Origin of the sequence: Hydrogenispora ethanolica (assembly GCF_004340685.1) — a bacterium.
Classification (GTDB): Bacteria; Bacillota; UBA4882; order UBA8346; family UBA8346; genus Hydrogenispora; species Hydrogenispora ethanolica.
This window is the reverse complement of sequence record NZ_SLUN01000010.1, coordinates 63,114-78,548: the sequence shown is the minus strand read 5'-3', so window position 1 is coordinate 78,548 and position 15,435 is coordinate 63,114. Positions and strand designations below refer to the sequence as shown.

Sequence of the window (15,435 nt, the reverse complement as noted above, 5' to 3'; positions counted from 1 at the left end):
GGAGAGGGAGATGAACGATGGAGCCGAGCGTGGCGAAGCCATTGTCTTTATGGTATAAACAACCGGCCCGGACTTGGGAGGAGGCTTTGCCCATCGGCAACGGCAGATTGGGCGGGATGGTCTTCGGCGCGGTCCAAACGGAACATATTCAGCTGAACGAGGACACTGTCTGGTACGGGGGTCCGCGGGATCGGAACAATCCCGAGGCTTTGAACTATTTGCCGCAGATCCGCCGCCTCATCCTGGCGGGGCGGATTCGGGAAGCCGAAAGATTAGCCGCATTGACCTTGGCGGGGACTCCGGAAAGCGCCCGGCCTTATCAATCCCTGGGTGATCTCTATTTCCATGATGATTGCCAGGAAGCGGCGGTCGAATCGTACCACCGCGAACTCGACCTGAACCGGGCCGTCGTTCAAGTCGTTTACTCCGGCGGAGGGGTCACCTATACCCGGGAAATCTTTGTCAGCGCACCGGATCAAGTCATGATTATCCGTCTGAGCTCCGATCGGCCGGGCCGGATCCATTGCCGCGCCAGTCTGAAACGGGGACGATACTATGACCGCACTGCGGCGTTGAACGCTGACACCCTGATGATGCGGGGGAATTGCGGGGGAGGCGGGGTTGATTTTCGGGCCGGCCTCCGCGCCATCCCCACCGGCGGCCGGGTCGCTACTTTGGGAGAGAACCTGCTGGTTGCGGGGGCTGATTCGGTGCTGTTCATCTTGGCTGCGGCGACCTCTTTCCGGGAGACGGATCCGGAGGCTGCGTGCATCCAGCGGTTGGCTGCGGCGGCTCAAAAATCCTTCACCGAACTGTATGCCCGGCATCTCCGAGATTATCAGGCACTTTTCGGGCGGGTGCAGCTTCAGATCAACGCGGTAGAACCCGACCTTGCGCTGGAGCGCCTGGCTACCGACGAAAGACTGGCCAGGGTGAAGGCTGGCGGATCCGATCCGGGCCTCGTCGCGTTATACTTTCAATTCGGCCGCTATTTATTGATCAGTTCCAGCCGGCCCGGTTCCTTGCCTGCCAATCTGCAGGGAATCTGGAATCAGGAGTTTCTGCCCCGGTGGGACAGTAAATTTACCATTAACATCAATACCGAGATGAATTATTGGCCCGCCGAGATCGGTAATCTGCCCGAATGCCATCAGCCGTTATTCGATCTGCTCGAAAGGATGCGGGAACCGGGCCGCCGGACCGCGCAAGCGATGTACGGCTGCGGCGGTTTTGTGGCGCATCATAATACCGATATCTGGGCGGATACCGCGCCACAGGATGTTTATATTCCGGCCACTTTTTGGCCGATGGGAGCGGCCTGGCTTTGCCTGCATCTGTGGGAGCATTATCAATTCGGGGGCGACCGGCAATTCCTGGAGCGAAGCTACGGCACGCTGAAAGAAGCAGCCCAATTCTTCCTCGATTTCTTAATCGCAGACCCCTCGGGCCGCCTGGTTACCTGCCCCTCCGTATCCCCTGAAAATACGTACATTCTGCCCAATGGCGAGTGCGGCTGTTTATGCATGGGGCCGTCCATCGACAGTCAGATTATCGTTTCGCTTTTCCACTGTTGCCTCCAAGCGGCGGCAATTTTGGACCGGGATGACGCCGATTTTCTCCGGGCGCTGAATACCGCGCTCCCCAGGCTTCCCAAGCCGGAGATCGGCAAATACGGCCAGCTCAAAGAGTGGTCCGAGGATTATGATGAAGCGGAACCGGGCCACCGGCATATCTCCCATCTTTTCGCGCTATATCCGGGAAATCTAATTACCGTCCGAGATACTCCGGAATTGGCTGCGGCAGCCCGGGTCACCCTGGAGCGACGGTTGGCCCATGGCGGGGGGCATACCGGTTGGAGCCGCGCCTGGATCATCAATTTTTGGGCCCGGTTGGCCGACGGAGAAAAAGCCTGCCAAAATTTATTGGAGTTATTGAGACGTTCCACGTTGCCCAATTTATTCGACGATCATCCGCCGTTTCAGATCGACGGCAATTTCGGAGGCACGGCGGGGATTGCCGAGATGTTGCTGCAAAGCCATGCCGGAGCGATTGAGTTGCTGCCGGCGCTGCCGGCGGATTGGAAAAGCGGTTTTGTCAAGGGGTTGCGCGCCCGGGGCGGCTTCGAAGTGAGTATCACCTGGGAGAATGGCGCGTTGCAAAGCGCGACGGTCACCGCGAAGGAATCCAAACCGTGTCGAATTCGGACCCCGGAACCGCTGCAGGTGCTTTGTGAGGGACGGGCGATCCCAGCGAATGAACGGGATGGATCGATCACCGTTTTTGAATGTGAGGCGGGAAAGATTTATACTTGCTTTCCGGCGGTTCAAGACAAAAAATAAGGCATTTCGGGAAATAAATGTCGTTGCCCTCATCAAGAGGAATTCACCAAAAATTGTCGAAACCAGCCGTTAGTTATCAAAGGAACCATCGCCCCGACTGGCGCGGCGATGGCCGATTCGAAAGGAGCAATCACCATGAATGTCTCCGGTACCATCGATGCCCCCGGAGCCACCCCCTACCGAAGGTCCGGCAGCGTCCCCAAAGCGGAAGCGGGGCAGGAGAGCTTCGCGGCAATCCGGGTGCAAGCCGCCGCCCCGGCCGGCAATGAACCGGACTCCATCTGGGAGCGACTCTCCCGGGACCATGATATCCGGAACGCAACCTTCGCCGAACTCTGCGATATCTCCAGCCAGCTTTATCAGGCCGGCCAGATCACGTTGCTGGATCATTCCATCATGACCTTCAACCCGAGCCAGTCTCCCCAGGCGGTCCGGCCGAATCTCTTTTTGACGCCGGCCGGACCGGACGGCAAAAGGGACTGGATCGCCGAATATCAAGCGCGGATCCGCCAGGATCTGAAGCTGAACCAGACCCAGACCGCCGCGGATCACCGGCGGATTTTGGAGATTCTGCAGCGGCTGGCATAACGACGCCCGGCACCGGGCGCAACCGATGAGAAAGGTCCTGACCCCGGGTCAAGACCTTTCTCATCTGCGGCAAACGAGTCTTTCCGGCCCCGCTCATTCCGGCTGGGGGCCGTCCCCTTCCTGCTGCTGTTGTTGGATCTTCCGAAGATACTGCGCCTGCAGATCCGCCCGGCGTTTGGCCTCTTTCTCCCGCATCTCGGCCAGCTTGGCGTTGTAGCCGCTCAAGTGGCTGCCGTTCTTTTCGAAATTATTGCTTTTCTTGCCCATTCTCATCCCGCCTTCTTCTCGGGGCGAACCGCCGCGCCTCTCCCGGCGCCGGCGGTTCGCCGCCGTTTGGTTCCCGGCTACTCTTCCGGTGGTTCAATCCCGCGAACTCATCTACTATATCATAACACAAAGCGGCCGGGATGAAACAAGGCCAAAGGACTTTCCGTCGGTCCGGCGCTTTTTTCACCATGCCCGCCGAAGGAGCCGGAATCAAAAACCTAAAGAGGCATGGGGAGCATCCCGATACATAAACGGTAAAGTGTAAATAAATTACACTTATGTTATGTTACGGAACAATTATCAAGGAAATGGGGGATCTGGGAAATGCACAAGGTCGAAAAGACGGATTATGGCGTGCGCTTGACATTGGGCGGCTTTATCAAAGAGGACGAGATGAGCGAGTGGGCCGGGGAATCCCAAAGAATACTGAGCGAGCTGCCGGCCAGTTTCGGAGTCTTCTTGGACATGCGGGAACTGAAGCCGCTGCCGCCCGAATGCCGGCCGATCGTCATCGAAGTCCAAAAAATGTTCAAGGAACGCGGGATGGTCCGGTCGGTGGCGATTTTCGCCGACTATGTGACCACCATGCAGACAAAGCGGATGTCCAAAGAGACCGGCATTTATGAGTGGGAGCGTTATCTGGACGCCTCGGCCGAGTCGGATTGGGAAAACATCGGCATCCTTTGGGTCCGGGACGGAATCGATCCCGACCGCTGAGCGGCCGCCAGGGAGCAGGAAGCGGCGGTGGAGGAGATTCGGGCCTTGCCAGCGGCGTTCACCGCCGGCCCATCATCGGTCCGGGTAAAGAAATTCACAAAAAGAGCTTGTTGAATGATTGAGCAAGCTCTCCCATTCACAAAACAAGCTTACTTATCCACAAAAAGAGCTTGCTGAGCGACTGAGAGAGCTCACTGATTCACAGAAAGAGAGATAAAGCAAGCCCAAAAGCGACCTTTCCCCGGCCCCGTCGAGTTTACCATCAGAAATAACTTCGTCGTGCCATATCCAGGGATATAGTCCGGCGGTTCACGGATGAAATACCGCGATTCGATCCCCGTAATCAGAAATTCAACGATTCGGTCGATAATTCAATTCTTCACCCCGAAAATTGAGAGGAATGCCCGGAGCATCGGAGAAGGTAGGGGCGCTGCGGTGACATGGTTGAAAGAGTTTGGAGTCTTACTGGGCTTGCTTCAGCAACAGTTCGTGGCTGGCCACTTTGATGGCGATACGATCGACTTTGCCCTCGATGCGGTGCAGGATCTCGAAGATCCGTTCGTTCACGTCGAGTTGGACCTCCCGGGCATCGAATAAAGCGCGCAGCTTTTCGCCGTGATCATTTTCGATCCGGACCAGCGCTTGTTGGATCGTCTCAAACTGATCCTTGGTGGCCATGGCGGAACGGATTTGGCCCAGTTCGTCTTTGGTGGACATGACGGAACGAATCTGCCCCAATTCATCCTTCGTAGCCATGCCGGAGCGGATCGACTCCAGCTCATCTTTGGTAGCCATCGTCGAGCTGATCCGGTTGAGTTCATCTTGTTGGGCGGTGATGGCAGAACGGATTTGCCCGATCTCTTCCTTAGTGGCCATGGTGGAACGGATCTGCTCCAGCTCATCTTTGGTGGCCATCGTCGAGCGGATCCGGTTGAGTTCATCTTGCTGGGCGGTGATGGCAGAACGGACTTGCCCGATCTCTTCCTTGGTGGCCATGATGGAACGGATCTGACCTAGTTCATCCTTCGTAGCCATGGTGGAATGGATCTGACCTAGTTCATCCTTCGTAGCCATGGTGGAATGGATCTGTCCCAACTCGTCCTTCGTAGCCATGGTGGAATGGATCTGTCCCAACTCGTCCTTCGTAGCCATGGTGGAACGGATCTGCTCCAGTTCATCTTTGGTGGCCATGGCCGCTTGGATCTGCCCGACCTCGTCCTTGGTGGCCACCTTGGAAAACTTTTCGCCGACCTCCAGCTTGAACTCGGTCAGGTCCTGGCTGATCCGGGCCAGCGTTTCGAGGACTAAATTTTGAAATTTTTCATTATCCATCGCCGCGAACCTCGGAGCGTTTTAACGGGGAAAAACAGGCGGTCAAGCTACTGCCGGACGGCTGACGCCCGAACCCCTTGCAAGTGTAATTCTATCGGAAATCGCGGCGCTTGGCAACCCCAAATATTGGGAAAAATATTCTTCTAATGCGCCCGGGCATATTTCTCCAGGACCTTGATTAATTGCTCCTGTTGCTGGCGGGAGAGAGAGCCGACCCGCGAGGTTCCGAAAGCGTCCCGGATGATCTGGTTGATCTGCGGCCAGCGGTATCCGGCTGTATGCAACTGTTCGAAGAGTTCTTTCAAGCGTTCCATGATGAGTCGCCCCCTTAAGCACTGGTTTTGTTATTAATATTGACGCCCCGGAATTATAATATACGTTGCATCTCGGATTTTATTCCAACGGGGGATTCATTGCCAAAATTGGCCGCGGCGCGCGTCTCCGGGCTGCCTGGCTTTGTTAATTCTAAACTAAGAAATGCTCAAATCAGGCAAATGAACGGCGTGATACGCTATAATTTAAGTGAAGGCAGGCAACGAAGTTTAACAAAGGAGTTTGGCGGATGACCGTAACCAATTATGACGGAATTTTATTCGTCAGCGACATGGATGGAACCTTATTGGACGGCCGGTCGCAGATCAGCCGGGAGAATCAGCAGGCCTTGCAGTACTTTGTGGATCATGGCGGCCTCTTTACGATCGCCACCGGCCGGATGGAGCGCTCGGTCGAGCCGTATCTGCCGCTGTTGCCGGTGAACGCGCCGCTGATCCTCTATAACGGCGCGGTCATTTATGACCCTGAGTCGCGACGGCGGCTTTTCCAGGTGGGGTTGGCGGAAGAGATTCGGGCCATCGTTCAAGCCCTGATGGCGCGCTTCCCGGAGTTGGGAATCGAAGTCTACCATGGCGAGCGAATCTACTTTCTACAGAAGAACGAAGAAACCGAAAACCACAAGGCAAAAGAGGGTTTCGTCCCCGGCTTGGTCGCGATGGACCAGCTCCCGGGGCCCTGGATTAAGATTTTGCTCTCCTGGGAACCGGCCCGCTTGGCCGAGGTCGAAGCCTGGCTGCCCGAGCGCCCGGAGCTGTTCAGGACGGTCTATTCCGAACCGCATTTTCTGGAGCTGTTGCCGCCGGGGGTTTCCAAGGGCGCCGCGCTGCAAAAGCTGGTCGGAATCTTGGGCCGTCCGGACCTGAAGACGGTGTGCATGGGGGATAATCCGAACGACCAGGAGATGATCGAAGTCGCCGACCTGGGAGTCGCCGTAGCCAACGCCCACCCGGCGCTGCAGCGGGCGGCGGACTTCATCAGCGGGCGGCACGACGCCCACGCCGTGGCGGAAGTGGTGGAGCGCCTGGGCAGAGCGGCCTTCCCGGGTTGGCAAGCATACCGCCGCGACGCCTAAAGCGTTATGATAAACCCTGTCTAAAGGACAGATTGGACACAAAAGCTCAGGAACGAAAAATAAAGGGGAATCGGGCAATTTCGCGAAAAATATGATGAGCGCCTGACGGTTCGCAACGTTTCGCTCCGGTACAGCCGGTTGACGGAGGAATCCCGGACGATGGGATGAAATGGTCAGCGCGATATCGATTAGATCATTGGACGAGGTGATTGCCTGTGGATTATCAAGTGGCGGTGATCGGAGCGGGGCCGGGCGGCTATGTGGCGGCCCTTCAGGCGGCCCGGCGCGGCAAGAAGGTCTGCCTGATCGAACGGGCGGAGGTCGGCGGAATCTGCTTGAACTGGGGCTGCATCCCCACCAAAACCTTGGTGGCGTCGGCCAAAGTATTTTCACTGGTCCAGAAAGCGGGCGAGTACGGCATCGCCGTCGGCCAGCCGAGTGTGGACTGGAGCAAGGTCCGGGAGCGTCAGGCGGGAGTGGTCAAACGGCTGGTCAACGGGGTGCTCTATCTCTTGCAGCAGCATCAGGTGGAGTTGATCCGGGGCGCCGCAGTCTTCCGCGACCCGCACCGGCTCGGGGTGACCGGCGCGGATGGGGCGTTCCGGGAGCTCACAGCCGAGCAGATCATCATCGCCACTGGTTCGGCGCCGCAAATCCCGGCCCGGTTTCCATACGATGGCCGGCGGGTGATCACCAGCGACGAGGCCTTGGCCCTGGAACGGCTTCCGGAGTCGCTGGTAATCGTCGGCGGCGGCGTGATCGGTTGTGAATTCGCTTCGATCATGGCTGCCTTCGGCGTGAAGGTAACCATCGTGGAGATGCTGGAAAGCCTGATTCCCAATTTGGACCGGGAGGTCAGCGCCTCGCTGCGGCTGCAGCTGAAGAAGAAAGGGATTGCCGTCCTGACCGGCGTAGCGGTCCAGGAGGTCCGGGTCCCCACCGGGACGGAAGCGAGCCCGGTCCAGGTGTCCTTGGCTGACGGGCAGACCCTCGCCGCGGAAAAACTGCTGGTGGCGATCGGCCGGCGGCCCAATTCGCGCGATCTCGGCTTGGAGGGGATCGGCGTGACCGTGGCCGAAAACGGCCGCATTCCCGTTAATGAGCAGCTTCAGACCAATCTGCCTTGGATCTATGCCATCGGCGATGTCAACGATCAGCCATGGGATCTGGCGCACGCCGCTTCGTTTCAGGGCAGCGCCGCCGCCCGGCACCTGGCCGGCGAAAGCGTCCGGTGGCGGGATGAGCTCATTCCCAATTGCATCTTCACCGAGCCGGAAGTGGCTGCGGTCGGACTGAGCCTTGAGGAAGCGACGGCTCGCGGCATCGCCGCCACGGTTGGCAAGTTTGCCTTTTTGGCCAATGGCAAGGCGCAGGCGCAGGGCGAAGCGGCCGGTTTCGTCAAGGTGGTGGCGGAGACTGGGACCGGCCGGCTTCTGGGCGTCCAGATCATCGGCCCCGGCGCCAGCGATCTGATTGCCGAAGCGGCTCTGGCCATCAAAAACGGGTTGACCGCAGCGGCCGTCGCCGCCACGGTTCATGCCCATCCCACTCTGGCTGAGGCTTTTTACGAGGCTTGTGAGAGCTTGGCCGGTCAACAGGGGAGCTAAGCGCCGTTGCAGACGGCCAAAACCGAGCAGACCCGGCACAGCGTCGGGTCTGTCTCTGTCATGCCGGAAGCGTCGGTAATATTTTTAAAAATAGGTTAACGGGCCTCCCCATAGCAACCCGGTAAACGGGGGAGCGCCTGCCGGCCGCAAGTCACTCGATAAAACCCCAAAGTTTTAAAGGAAAAAGGATGTCCATGGCGAATTTTACGAAGTTAGATATTCATGATCGCCATGGTCCACGCAATAATCTGGCGCGCGGGAGTGTCGCGCCAGGTCCAATTCCATTCGAATGGTAATATAATACCATTGCATCGCCAATGAGTGCGACTCATGCGGGTTGAAACGCGAATGATTTCGTAATTTTGATACAGTAAGGAAGTTAGGAATGCGAATCGCCGATCTATATGCGAAAAAGAAGCCTGTCATCTCCCTGGAGATCTTTCCCCCCAATCCCGACTATCCGTTGGAAACGATCTATAATACCCTCGAACAGCTGCGGGATCTGAATCCCGATTATATCAGCGTCACCTATGGCGCCGGAGGCGCCAACCGGGCGCGGACGGTGGAGATTGCGGCCCATATCAAACAGGCGTACCAGATCGAAACCATGGCCCATTTGACTTGTGTCGGCCATTCGCCGGAAGAGATTGATGAGATGGGCGCCCGGCTGCAGGAGAATCAGATCGAGAATGTGTTGGCATTGCGGGGCGATCCGCCGCGCGGCCAGTCGAATGTCACCTTTCAACCGGGTCATTTCCGGTATGCGGCCGAGTTGATCCGCTATTTGCGCCAGAAGAGCCAGTTCTGCATCGGCGCCGCCGCCTATGCCGAGGGTCATGTCGAATGCCAGCGCTGGCAGGATGACTGGAATTATCTCCGGGAAAAAGTCGAGGCCGGAGTCGATTTTCTGGTCACGCAGCTGTACTTCGATAACCGCGTCTTCTACAATTTCAAAGAGAACTTGCTGCGGATGGGCTTGAATCTCCCGGTTGCCGCCGGAATCATGCCGGTGCTGGAGAGCAAGCAGATCCGGCGCATGGTCTATCTCTCGGGGGCATCGATCCCCGCCCGTTTGCTGCAGCTGCTCGACAAGTACGCCGATAATCCGGCTGATTTTGAAAAGGCCGGCATCGAATACGCGATCAACCAGATGAACGATCTCCTGGCAAACGGGGTGGAAGGAATTCATTATTATACGATGAACCGGGCCGAGCAGACCCGGAAGGTCTTCAGCGGCCTGGCCCGTTAGCGGAAGATACTATATGCAACGACATTAAAAGCGTTGTGATAAACCCAGTCCGAAGGACAGGGTGAACACAAAAGCTCAGAAAAGCAAGTGATAAAGTCGTTTTTTAGTCCATTGAAAGGATGATTTCCGAATTTGAGGACTTTATCACATGGCTTTTAATCCTCAGGGTATAATGATTTACGAAAATAACGAACGTTTCACCGTTTTTTCGCAAATCATGGGATTCAAATAATGTCGTTGCATATAAAATGGACAAATATTGGAATAATAACCAACGGGCAGCAATTCGCGAAAGAGGATTGCCGGGCCGTTGCAACTCCAGATGATAGGTGGATGGCGAGGATGAAGAGCGCGGAAAGTAACAAAGAGTTAAAAAGGCTGGTCGGCGTGGCCGCAGCCGGCTTGGTCCGGGACGGAATGGTCTGCGGCATCGGCACCGGTTCGACGGTGGTCTTCTTCATTGAGGAGCTGGGCCGGCGGGTGAAAGAGGACAAGTTGCGGCTGACCGGAGTGCCGACCTCGTTCCAATCGAAACTGCTCTGCCGGAAGTATAACATTCCGACCCTGGAGATTCAGGATTGCGCCGAATTGGATCTGGCGGTCGACGGGGCCGACGAGGTCGATCCCGACTTAAACGCCATTAAGGGCGGCGGCGCGGCCCATACCCGCGAAAAAGTGGTGGCCGCCATGGCCCGGGAGTTCGTACTGATCATCGATCAATCGAAGCGGGTCGAACGGTTGGGCACGGCCTTTCCGGTCCCAGTCGAGGTGATCCCGAGCGCGCTCCAGTTTGTTACAGCCAGGCTGCGGGCGCTGGGCGGCGAACCCGAGCTGCGGATGGGGGTCCGCAAGGACGGCCCGGTCATCACCGATAACGGCGGGATGGTGCTGGATGTGCGGTTCGATCCCCGAACCGACCTGCGCCGGATCGATCAGGAATTGCACGTCCTGCCGGGCGTGGTGGAGACGGGGCTCTTTTACGACCTGGCCAAGCGCGCCTTGGTGGGCCGGGCGGACGGAATGACGGTGGAAACTTTAGAAAAGCGGGCATAGTCCAGCGCCCGTCCCAAAGGGCTCCGGGCGGCAAATTGGACGGAGCTGCGGATGCATCGTTTTAGAATGCGCGTGACGTACTGTATAGGTAAAGAGGTGTCAAGATGGCGGAATTGACGGATGGTAAGATAGTCCCGGTCGTGCTGGAAGAGGAGATGAGACAGTCCTTCCTGGCCTATGCGATGAGTGTCATCGTCGACCGGGCCTTGCCGGATGTGCGGGACGGTCTGAAGCCGGTGCACCGGCGGATTCTTTATGGCATGTACGAATCGGGGACAACCCCGGATAAACCGTATAAGAAATCAGCCCGTATCGTCGGTGATGTCATGGGGCGTTATCATCCCCACGGCGACGCCGCGATTTACGATACCATGGTCCGCATGGCCCAGGACTTCTCCTTCCGGCATATGCTGGTGGACGGGCATGGCAACTTCGGCTCGGTCGACGGCGACCCGCCGGCGGCCATGCGTTATACCGAGGTCCGCCTGGCCAAGCTGGCCATGGAGATGCTGTCGGATATCGATAAAAAGACGGTCGACTTCAAGCCGAACTTCGACGAGAGCCTGCAGGAGCCGGTAGTTCTGCCGTCCCGTTTTCCCAACCTGCTGGTGAACGGTTCGGCGGGCATCGCCGTCGGCATGGCCACCAACATCCTGCCCCACAATTTGGGAGAGGTCATTGACGGCGCCGTGCTGCTCATCGACGAGCCCGACGCCGACGACAAAGATTTACTGCGGCTGATCAAGGGGCCGGACTTTCCGACCGGCGGCATCATCCTCGGCCGGTCCGGGATTCGCAATTCCTATGCCACCGGCCGGGGATCGATCAAGGTCCGGGCGCGCACCACCATCGAGGAGATGAACAACGGCAAGCACCGGATCCTCGTCTCCGAGCTGCCCTATCAGGTGAACAAGGCGCGCCTGGTCGAGCAGATAGCGAGTCTGGTCCGGGAGAAGACCATCGACGGGATCACCGATCTGCGCGACGAGTCCGACCGGACCGGCATGCGGGTCGTGATCGAGCTGCGGCGCGATGTCAATCCCAACATCGTCCTAAATCAGCTGTACAAACACACCCCGCTCCAGCAGAGCTTCGGCGTGATCATGCTGGTGCTGGTGAATAACGAACCGAAGATACTGTCGCTCCGGCAGATCCTCGAATACTACCTGGAGCACCAGCGCGAAGTGGTCACCCGCCGCACCCAGTACGATCTGGCCAAGGCCGAGGACCGGGCGCATATTTTGGAAGGATTGCGCATTGCGCTGGATCATATCGACGCGGTGATCAACCTGATCCGCTCCTCCCGGACGGTGGATATCGCCCGGGAAGGCTTGATGACCACTTTCGGGCTCTCTGAAAAACAGGCCCAGGCCATTCTGGAAATGCGCCTGCAACGCCTGACCGGCCTGGAACGGGATAAGATCGAGGCCGAGTACGCCGATCTTTTGAAGATGATCGCTTATTATAAGGAACTTTTGGCGGACGTTCATAAGTTAATGCAGGTGGTCAAGGAGGAACTGCTGGCCATCAAGGACAAATTCAGCAACCCGCGGCGGACTGAGATTGCCATCGACGAGGAGGAAGACTTCGTCATCGAGGATCTCATCGCCGAGGAGGATATCGTGGTGACCATGACCCGGCTCGGCTACATCAAGCGGCTGCCGGTCAATACCTATCGCAGCCAGCGCCGGGGCGGCCGGGGCAGTGCCGGGATCTCCACCAAGGAAGAGGATTTCGTGGAGCAGCTGTTCATCTCCACGACCCACGAGCATATTCTGTTCTTTACCAACCGGGGCCGGGTTTACCACTTGAAAGCCTACGAGATTCCGGAGTCGGGCCGGCAGGCCCGGGGCACCGCCATCGTCAACCTGCTCCAGCTGGAACCCGGGGAACGGGTCAACGCGATCATCCCGATCCGCGAATTTGTGCCCAACTGTTTCCTCTTCATGGGCACCCGGAACGGAGTGGTCAAAAAGACCTCGCTGGAGGAGTTCGATTCCATCCGGAAAGGCGGACTCATCGCCATTCACCTCGACGATGACGACGAGCTGATCGACGTCAAGCTGACCGACGGCAACCAGGAGATCATCATGGTCACCGAGCGGGGCCAGGCCATCCGTTTTCCGGAGACCGAGGCGCGCTCCCTGGGCCGGACCGCCCGGGGCGTGAAAGGGATCACCCTGGGAGACGACGACCGGGTGGTCGGGATGGAGACCATCAAGGACCACGCCGAATTGCTGGTGATTACCGCCGCCGGAATCGGCAAGCGGACCGATCTGGACGAGTACCGGGTCCAGTCGCGGGGCGGCAAGGGCATCAAGGTCATGAAGCTGCTCACCGCCAAGCACGGCACGGTGGTCGGAATCAAGATCGTGCAAGCTACGGACGAGCTGATGGTGATCACCGCCGAGGGCATTATCATCCGGACCCGGGTGGATAATATCTCGCTCACCGGCCGGGATACCCAGGGCGTGCGGATCATGAAGCTCGACCCGGACGATCGGGTGGTCGCGTTGGCCCGGGTCGTCAGCGACGACGATAAGGAGGAGACGGACTCCGAAACCGATGCCGAACCGGAGACCGAGGCGTAAGCGCGGGGAAATTGAGCATCCGGACGGTCCGGCTGAAAAAAAGATTGTAATTTCGGCCGGGAAATGATATTTTATTACAAAGATTAATTGCTGGAAAGAGAATTGCCGGATTCGCCGCTTGGACCTTTGGCGCCATCGGACGCGGACCTCGCATGGTCCGGCCGTGCATGGCCGGCCAAAGCGGAGGAAATTCTCTCGTGGAAAGCAACTTGGAATGAGATGGGACGGTCCCTGCGGACCCCTTTTGAAGCCAAGTTGCTTTCAAACATATATTTCCGGGATTTGCCCAATCTATTGAAGGCGACATAGCGATTGGGTTCGGCGGAAAGCTTGCGACAGCGGATCGTTTCATGGATTTTCCAACGCCGCAAGTTTTATGTTACTGGAGACAGCCGAGATCATTGCGAACCGCCGGAGGATGAGGCGACGCCTCGTCGGTCCCCGGCTCCGGCGCAGGATACATTGAATCATCAGGAGGTTGAAGTGATGAAAGAACTGTTGGAACTCTTGGAGGAGAATGACCGGTTAACCCCGGCCGAGCTCGGCGTGATGCTCGGCTTGGACGAAGCGGAGGTCAAAGCGAAGATCGCCGCCCTGGAAGCAGAGAAAGTCATCCTCAACTATCGCGCGATGGTCAACTGGGAGAAGGCCGGCGTCGAGCAGGTCTCGGCGGTCATCGAGGTTCGGGTCACCCCGCAGCGGGATGTCGGTTTTGACGAGATTGCCGAGCGGATTTACCGTTTTCCCGAGGTCAAATCGGTCTTTTTGATGTCCGGCGCCTATGATCTGCTGGTGGAGATCGAGGGGACCACCATGAAGGAAGTGGCCCTGTTTGTCGCCCAAAAGCTGGCCACCATCGAGAACGTCCTCAGCACCGCCACGCATTTCGTGTTGAAAAAGTATAAACTGGAAGGGGTCATCCTGGAGGACCACGAAGACGTCAAAAGGCTGGTGGTCTCGCCATGACCCGCAGCTGGATCAATCCGGTCGTCCAAGCGATTCCGCCGTCGGGTATCCGGCGGTTTTTTGACCTTGTCTCGGAGATGAAAGGCGTTATCTCCCTGGGGGTGGGGGAACCGGATTTCGTGACCCCCTGGCATATCCGCGAAGCCTGCTTCTATTCGCTGGAAAAGGGGTATACCATGTATACCTCCAATTACGGCCTGCTCGAATTGAGAGAGGAGATCGCGCTGGATCTGGAGCGCAATTACCAGGTGGGCTATGATCCGCGCCATGAACTGCTGGTGACCGTCGGCGTCAGCGAGGCCATCGATCTGGCGTTCCGGGCGATCCTGGAGCCCGGCGACGAGGTGATCGTCCCCCAACCGTGCTATGTCTCGTATAATCCGTGCATCCTGATGGCCGGCGGCCGGCCGGTCAACGTGGAGACCTGGGCCGCGGCCGGTTTTCAGGTTCTACCTCGGGACATCGAGGCGGTGATCACCCCAAAGACCAAGGCGCTCCTGCTCTGTTACCCCAACAACCCCACCGGCGGGGTCCTCACCCCCGAGGTGGCGCAGGGGATCGCCGCCTTGGCCCGCAAGCACGACCTGCTAGTGCTCTCCGATGAGGTGTACGCCCATCTGACTTATGAAGGCCAGCATGTCTGTCTGGCGGCGCTGCCCGGCATGAAGGAGCGGACCATCCTCTTCAACGGCTTCTCCAAGGCCTATGCCATGACCGGCTGGCGTTTAGGATACGCCGCCGGACCGGCCGAGATCATCCAGGCGATGACCAAGATTCATCAGTTCACCATGTTGTGCGCGCCGATCACCGCCCAGAAAGCGGCGATCGAGGCCTTGCGCCACGGCGAGGCGCAGCGGAGCAAGATGGTCGCGGAGTATAACCGGAGGCGGCGGCTGTTTGTGAAAGGTTTGAACGAGATCGGGATGCACTGTTTCGAGCCGAAGGGCGCTTTTTACGCCTTCCCGTCGATCGCCGTCACCGGCATGAACTCGTTGGCCTTCAGCGAAGCATTGCTGCGGGAGGAGAAAGTGGCGGTGGTGCCGGGCGATGCTTTCGGCCAGTCCGGCGAGGGGTACGTCCGTTGCTCCTATGCGTCCTCCATGGCCAATCTCCAGGAAGCCCTGGTCCGGATGGGCCGGTTCATCGAAAAACACCGGCAGTCGGCGGGGTAAATTCCATTTAAATTATCGGAATTGGGGATTATAGGCCAAAATGCCTGAAAAGATTGGGTTTTGGGCGATATGCAATCGAAATGTAACTTGAACCCAAAACTATCTTATTATAAAATTAAAGCCAATAAAAAGTCAGAGACCGGAGGTCT

Annotated in this window: 13 protein-coding genes; 10 read left to right on the top strand and 3 right to left on the bottom strand. The window is 57.9% G+C overall.

The features are described 5' to 3' along the window. Positions 1-17: 17 nt before the first annotated feature. Positions 18-2,339 (top strand): glycoside hydrolase family 95 protein, encoded by a 2,322-nt coding sequence (locus EDC14_RS10045; protein WP_132014159.1) that lies wholly within the window; start codon positions 18-20, stop codon positions 2,337-2,339. Between the two features lie 135 nt (positions 2,340-2,474). Next, the gene (locus EDC14_RS10040) at positions 2,475-2,927 is read left to right on the top strand and encodes a hypothetical protein (RefSeq protein WP_132014158.1); all 453 of its coding nucleotides are present in this window, start codon (positions 2,475-2,477) and stop codon (positions 2,925-2,927) included. 93 nt (positions 2,928-3,020) lie between these two features. On the opposite strand, the gene EDC14_RS26765 is transcribed toward EDC14_RS10040, so the two are convergent. Beyond that, positions 3,021-3,194, bottom strand: a complete 174-nt coding sequence (locus tag EDC14_RS26765; RefSeq protein WP_165907923.1) for a hypothetical protein — start codon at positions 3,192-3,194, stop codon at positions 3,021-3,023. Between the two features lie 324 nt (positions 3,195-3,518). On the opposite strand from EDC14_RS26765, the gene EDC14_RS10035 reads away from it, so the two are divergent. Beyond that, positions 3,519-3,911, top strand: coding sequence for a hypothetical protein (locus EDC14_RS10035; protein WP_132014157.1), 393 nt, complete (start codon positions 3,519-3,521; stop codon positions 3,909-3,911). Between the two features lie 462 nt (positions 3,912-4,373). Here EDC14_RS10035 and EDC14_RS10030 read toward each other — a convergent pair whose 3' ends face one another. Together EDC14_RS10030 and EDC14_RS26760 are read right to left on the bottom strand one after the other, a co-directional pair. Next, a complete protein-coding gene (locus tag EDC14_RS10030) occupies positions 4,374-5,243 on the bottom strand; it encodes a hypothetical protein (protein ID WP_132014156.1) in 870 nt (289 codons plus the stop codon). Between the two features lie 143 nt (positions 5,244-5,386). Continuing rightward, a complete protein-coding gene (locus EDC14_RS26760) occupies positions 5,387-5,557 on the bottom strand; it encodes a hypothetical protein (protein ID WP_165907922.1) in 171 nt (56 codons plus the stop codon). Positions 5,558-5,805: 248 nt separating this feature from the next. Between EDC14_RS26760 and EDC14_RS10025 the strand changes: the two genes are divergently transcribed. From EDC14_RS10025 to EDC14_RS09995, 7 genes are all read left to right on the top strand, one after another. Beyond that, positions 5,806-6,648, top strand: a complete 843-nt coding sequence (locus tag EDC14_RS10025) for a Cof-type HAD-IIB family hydrolase (RefSeq protein WP_132014155.1) — start codon at positions 5,806-5,808, stop codon at positions 6,646-6,648. Between the two features lie 215 nt (positions 6,649-6,863). Further along, positions 6,864-8,255 (top strand): dihydrolipoyl dehydrogenase, encoded by a 1,392-nt coding sequence (gene lpdA, locus EDC14_RS10020; protein WP_165907921.1) that lies wholly within the window; start codon positions 6,864-6,866, stop codon positions 8,253-8,255. Positions 8,256-8,640: 385 nt separating this feature from the next. Next, positions 8,641-9,504: a methylenetetrahydrofolate reductase [NAD(P)H] gene (gene metF / locus EDC14_RS10015; protein ID WP_132014153.1), complete on the top strand. Its 864-nt coding sequence runs from the start codon at positions 8,641-8,643 to the stop codon at positions 9,502-9,504. A 342-nt stretch (positions 9,505-9,846) separates the two neighbouring features. Then, complete coding sequence (rpiA, locus tag EDC14_RS10010; RefSeq protein ID WP_132014152.1) at positions 9,847-10,557, top strand: ribose-5-phosphate isomerase RpiA; 711 nt, start codon at positions 9,847-9,849, stop codon at positions 10,555-10,557. 104 nt (positions 10,558-10,661) lie between these two features. Further along, on the top strand, positions 10,662-13,148 hold the full coding sequence (gene gyrA / locus EDC14_RS10005) for a DNA gyrase subunit A (RefSeq protein ID WP_132014151.1): 2,487 nt from the start codon (positions 10,662-10,664) through the stop codon (positions 13,146-13,148). A gap of 486 nt (positions 13,149-13,634) precedes the next feature. Further along, positions 13,635-14,114: an Lrp/AsnC family transcriptional regulator gene (locus tag EDC14_RS10000; RefSeq protein WP_132014150.1), complete on the top strand. Its 480-nt coding sequence runs from the start codon at positions 13,635-13,637 to the stop codon at positions 14,112-14,114. After that, positions 14,111-15,286, top strand: a complete 1,176-nt coding sequence (locus EDC14_RS09995) for an aminotransferase class I/II-fold pyridoxal phosphate-dependent enzyme (RefSeq protein ID WP_132014149.1) — start codon at positions 14,111-14,113, stop codon at positions 15,284-15,286. Before EDC14_RS10000 ends, EDC14_RS09995 begins: the two co-directional genes overlap by 4 nt. Positions 15,287-15,435 lie beyond the last annotated feature (149 nt).

What these genes read in the sequence shown, in the direction of transcription:
- EDC14_RS10045 (WP_132014159.1), top strand. Translation starts at nt 18, where the DNA reads ATGGAGCCGAGCGTGGCGAAGCCATTGTCTTTATGGTATAAACAACCG.
- EDC14_RS10040 (WP_132014158.1), top strand. Translation starts at nt 2,475, where the DNA reads ATGAATGTCTCCGGTACCATCGATGCCCCCGGAGCCACCCCCTACCGA.
- EDC14_RS26765 (WP_165907923.1), bottom strand. Translation starts at nt 3,194, where the DNA reads ATGGGCAAGAAAAGCAATAATTTCGAAAAGAACGGCAGCCACTTGAGC.
- EDC14_RS10035 (WP_132014157.1), top strand. Translation starts at nt 3,519, where the DNA reads ATGCACAAGGTCGAAAAGACGGATTATGGCGTGCGCTTGACATTGGGC.
- EDC14_RS10030 (WP_132014156.1), bottom strand. Translation starts at nt 5,243, where the DNA reads ATGGATAATGAAAAATTTCAAAATTTAGTCCTCGAAACGCTGGCCCGG.
- EDC14_RS26760 (WP_165907922.1), bottom strand. Translation starts at nt 5,557, where the DNA reads ATGGAACGCTTGAAAGAACTCTTCGAACAGTTGCATACAGCCGGATAC.
- EDC14_RS10025 (WP_132014155.1), top strand. Translation starts at nt 5,806, where the DNA reads ATGACCGTAACCAATTATGACGGAATTTTATTCGTCAGCGACATGGAT.
- metF (WP_132014153.1), top strand. Translation starts at nt 8,641, where the DNA reads ATGCGAATCGCCGATCTATATGCGAAAAAGAAGCCTGTCATCTCCCTG.
- rpiA (WP_132014152.1), top strand. Translation starts at nt 9,847, where the DNA reads ATGAAGAGCGCGGAAAGTAACAAAGAGTTAAAAAGGCTGGTCGGCGTG.
- gyrA (WP_132014151.1), top strand. Translation starts at nt 10,662, where the DNA reads ATGGCGGAATTGACGGATGGTAAGATAGTCCCGGTCGTGCTGGAAGAG.
- EDC14_RS10000 (WP_132014150.1), top strand. Translation starts at nt 13,635, where the DNA reads ATGAAAGAACTGTTGGAACTCTTGGAGGAGAATGACCGGTTAACCCCG.
- EDC14_RS09995 (WP_132014149.1), top strand. Translation starts at nt 14,111, where the DNA reads ATGACCCGCAGCTGGATCAATCCGGTCGTCCAAGCGATTCCGCCGTCG.